Source organism: Gemmatimonas sp. (assembly GCF_041689975.1).
GTDB lineage: Bacteria > Gemmatimonadota > Gemmatimonadetes > Gemmatimonadales > Gemmatimonadaceae > Gemmatimonas.
This window is the reverse complement of sequence record NZ_JBDNFF010000022.1, coordinates 1-2,872: the sequence shown is the minus strand read 5'-3', so window position 1 is coordinate 2,872 and position 2,872 is coordinate 1. Positions and strand designations below refer to the sequence as shown.

Annotated in this window: 3 protein-coding genes and 1 pseudogene; 2 read left to right on the top strand and 2 right to left on the bottom strand. The window is 62.8% G+C overall.

Features of this window, described 5'->3' with window-relative positions; translation table 11 throughout:
- Positions 1-856, top strand: a pseudogene (locus tag ACESNG_RS01585) (hypothetical protein); the annotation flags it as partial.
- Positions 857-1,058: 202 nt separating this feature from the next.
- Here the strand turns inward: ACESNG_RS01585 and ACESNG_RS01580 are convergent.
- On the bottom strand, positions 1,059-1,616 hold the full coding sequence (locus ACESNG_RS01580; RefSeq protein WP_373058501.1) for an N-acetyltransferase family protein: 558 nt from the start codon (positions 1,614-1,616) through the stop codon (positions 1,059-1,061).
- Between the two features lie 7 nt (positions 1,617-1,623).
- Positions 1,624-2,175: a phosphatase gene (locus ACESNG_RS01575; RefSeq protein WP_373058503.1), complete on the bottom strand. Its 552-nt coding sequence runs from the start codon at positions 2,173-2,175 to the stop codon at positions 1,624-1,626.
- Between the two features lie 90 nt (positions 2,176-2,265).
- On the opposite strand from ACESNG_RS01575, the gene ACESNG_RS01570 reads away from it, so the two are divergent.
- On the top strand, positions 2,266-2,872 hold a 607-nt coding region (locus tag ACESNG_RS01570; RefSeq protein WP_373067453.1), incomplete at its 3' end, for a hypothetical protein.

Sequence of the window (2,872 nt, the reverse complement as noted above, 5' to 3'; positions counted from 1 at the left end):
GCATTTCTTCGACGCCGCGGTGTTCAAGTACGCGCCGTTGTCCACCATCGAATTCCGTACGGTGTATCGTCAGCGGGATCCGGTGTGGATTGCGTTGCTGGATCGCGTGCGGACCGCTACGCCTACCGGCGACGACTATCGTGTGCTGCACGCCCGCATCACTCGCTCGACCAACGACGAACTCGACGACACCATCATTCTTGCAGCGCGACGTCTCGACGCGGAACGCGTGAACGTGCGTCGACTCGATGCGCTCGATGATGCACCAGCCACGTTCACAGCCGAACGTAGCGGCACCTTCGGCTCGCAGGTGGGCACCGGCACGTTCAAACAGGATCCCGCCCCTGATCCGCTCGTGCTCAAGCGCGGTGCCCGCGTGATGGTCGTGAAGAACGATCCCGAAGAGAATTGGGTGAACGGCTCACTTGGTGAAGTGCAGGCCATCAGCGCCACAGGCGCCATCGTGAAGCTCGACAATGGCGCCATCGTCACGGTAAACGCGCAGGAGTGGCAGCAGCTGGAATACTGGTACGACGACGCCGCCGACGAGATCCGTCAGAAGGTGGTTGGTCGGTACAAGCAGATACCGCTGCAACTCGCGTGGGCCGTCACGATTCACAAGAGTCAGGGGCTGACGTTCGATCGTGTACATGTGCAGCTGGGTCGTGGCGCGTTCTCACCCGGGCAGACGTACGTGGCGCTCAGTCGCTGCCGCACGATGGAAGGAATGACGCTGGAATCGCCGATCGGGGCGGGTGATGTGCGATGCGATCAGCGGGTGGTGGAATTCATGCAGACTCGGACTTCAGAACTCAGAACTCAGCATGTTCAGGGACCGACATCAGACTTCTTGTAGTGTTCAGACACCAGCAACCATGGTGCACAGTGCCGAGCGGTTTGGAACTCAACGCGAGGCGCGAGGTTGCACCCCATCAAACCACTCGAAACGGTGCACTATCGTTGCTGAATTCCGAACACTATACCCAGTCTGATCGCTGATTCTCGAGACTGAGCTCTGAGCTCTGAGCAGTGAGTTTTTAGCTTTGCGCTGTGCGCAGTCAGCTGCCGCCAGAGTCATTCCCCACCAGCAACGGCGCCAGCGAACGCCACGCGAATCGCCACTCCGGCAGCGCCTGTCCATCCGGGGCCGCGTACATGATCTGCTCAACCGCCTCGGCGCCCAGATGCTCGTAGAACCCGCGGGCGGGCGTGTTCTGCTCGTAACACCACAGGAACAGACCGGGATGCGTGGCGCGCGCGTGCGCGACCTTCGCCACGGCAGTGAGCAGACCGCGACCAATGCCGGCACCCTGATGCGACGAGAGCAAATGTAGATTGTCCACCAACGTGCCCCACGTGTGGTCGTCGTCGAGCGACGCGAAGGCGAAACCCACGGGCTCGCCGTCGTGCTTTGCGAGCCAGCCGAACTGCCGGTCGGTCATCATTGCCAGCTTGAGGTGCCACACCTCACGCCGGTCGGAGAGCAGATCACCGTCGAGATACGCGTTCGAGAGAATGCCGCGGTACGCAGTGCGCCAGCTGGCACAGTGGAGCGCGGCCACCGCCTCCAGATCGGCCATCGAGATGGCATGCAGCGTCACGGGCGTCTGGTTCATCGTGCAATTATTCCGTGTGGAGTTCGGCCCAAGCCCACACAACCGCGCGCTGCGCATCGGTTTGCGGCGAGCCGTCCGGCCCGAAGTAGGCCACCTTGTCGGCTGACATGGTTGCGAACAGTGTCTTGACTTCGTCGAGCGCTTCGTCGCCGGTGCGTCCATTTCGCACGAGCCAGCACCCCACTGTCATACCGGTACGCCCCACCCCACCCCAGCAGTGGACGTACACCCGATGGCCTTGCGCGAGTCGCTCGTCGATCGTGTCGAGTACGCGATTCATGAACGCGTCATCGCACACGTCCATGTCGACGATGGAGAGGTAGTCGTGCGTGACCTCGACACCGCGTTCAGCCGCGAGCTCACGAAGACGACAGATGTAGAGATCGAGCGGATCGTCGGGATGCGTGAGATCCACGAACGCCGTGACGCCCGTGTCCAGAAACTGATGCAGCTTGGCGTCGCGAATACGGGGCGGTGTGCCAAAACGCACACCCGGATACTCGCCGGCCAGCAGCGCAGCACCTGGGACCACGTACGAGTTGTCGATCGGACGGGACATTGCTGACCTGACGGGGAATCGGTGATACACTTCGCTGCTCGTCGCCTATCCTGCAAGCTCGATTGCTCACCCTGCGCCAGCAAGCCCTCCGTGAAACCATACGAACGTCTCGCTGAAGCTGCCGCACCCGATGGCACAGTGCTCACGCTGTATCGTCACGACGGCGCGTACCTGCTGCGCATCGACGGGATCGAGCTCATATCGACCCGCCGTTCGCAATCGGAGATTCGCCTGGCTGAACTGGCCTGCCGGGGCCTGTCCGCACAGCTGAGCGTGCGCGTACTCGTGGGCGGGCTCGGCTTCGGCTTCACCATGCGCACTGCCCTCGAGCGACTGGGCCCCGACGCGCTGGGGATGGTGGCCGAGATCGTCCCCGAGGTCATCGCGTGGAACCGGAATCCCGATTACGCGCTCGCCGGTGCGGCGATGCTCGACCCGCGCGTGGACATTCGCCAAGCTGACGTTCTGGCGCTGCTGCGGGAGCACGTGGGTGTATTCGACGCCATCATGCTGGACGTGGACAACGGCGCCGAGTCGCTGACGACATCGGGCAACTCCAAACTTTATGCCGACGCGTCGGTACAGGCAGTAGGCGCGCAGCCGCTTCGGGATGGTGAGCACGACCTGTCGGTGCGGCACGGGCGCGAGGAGGGTGGTGTCCAACCACTGCGTCCAGATCGCGAGACGCTTGGCGTGG

Coding starts and splice junctions, on each gene's coding strand:
- ACESNG_RS01580 (WP_373058501.1), bottom strand. CDS start 1,616: ATGAACCAGACGCCCGTGACGCTGCATGCCATCTCGATGGCCGATCTG.
- ACESNG_RS01575 (WP_373058503.1), bottom strand. CDS start 2,175: ATGTCCCGTCCGATCGACAACTCGTACGTGGTCCCAGGTGCTGCGCTG.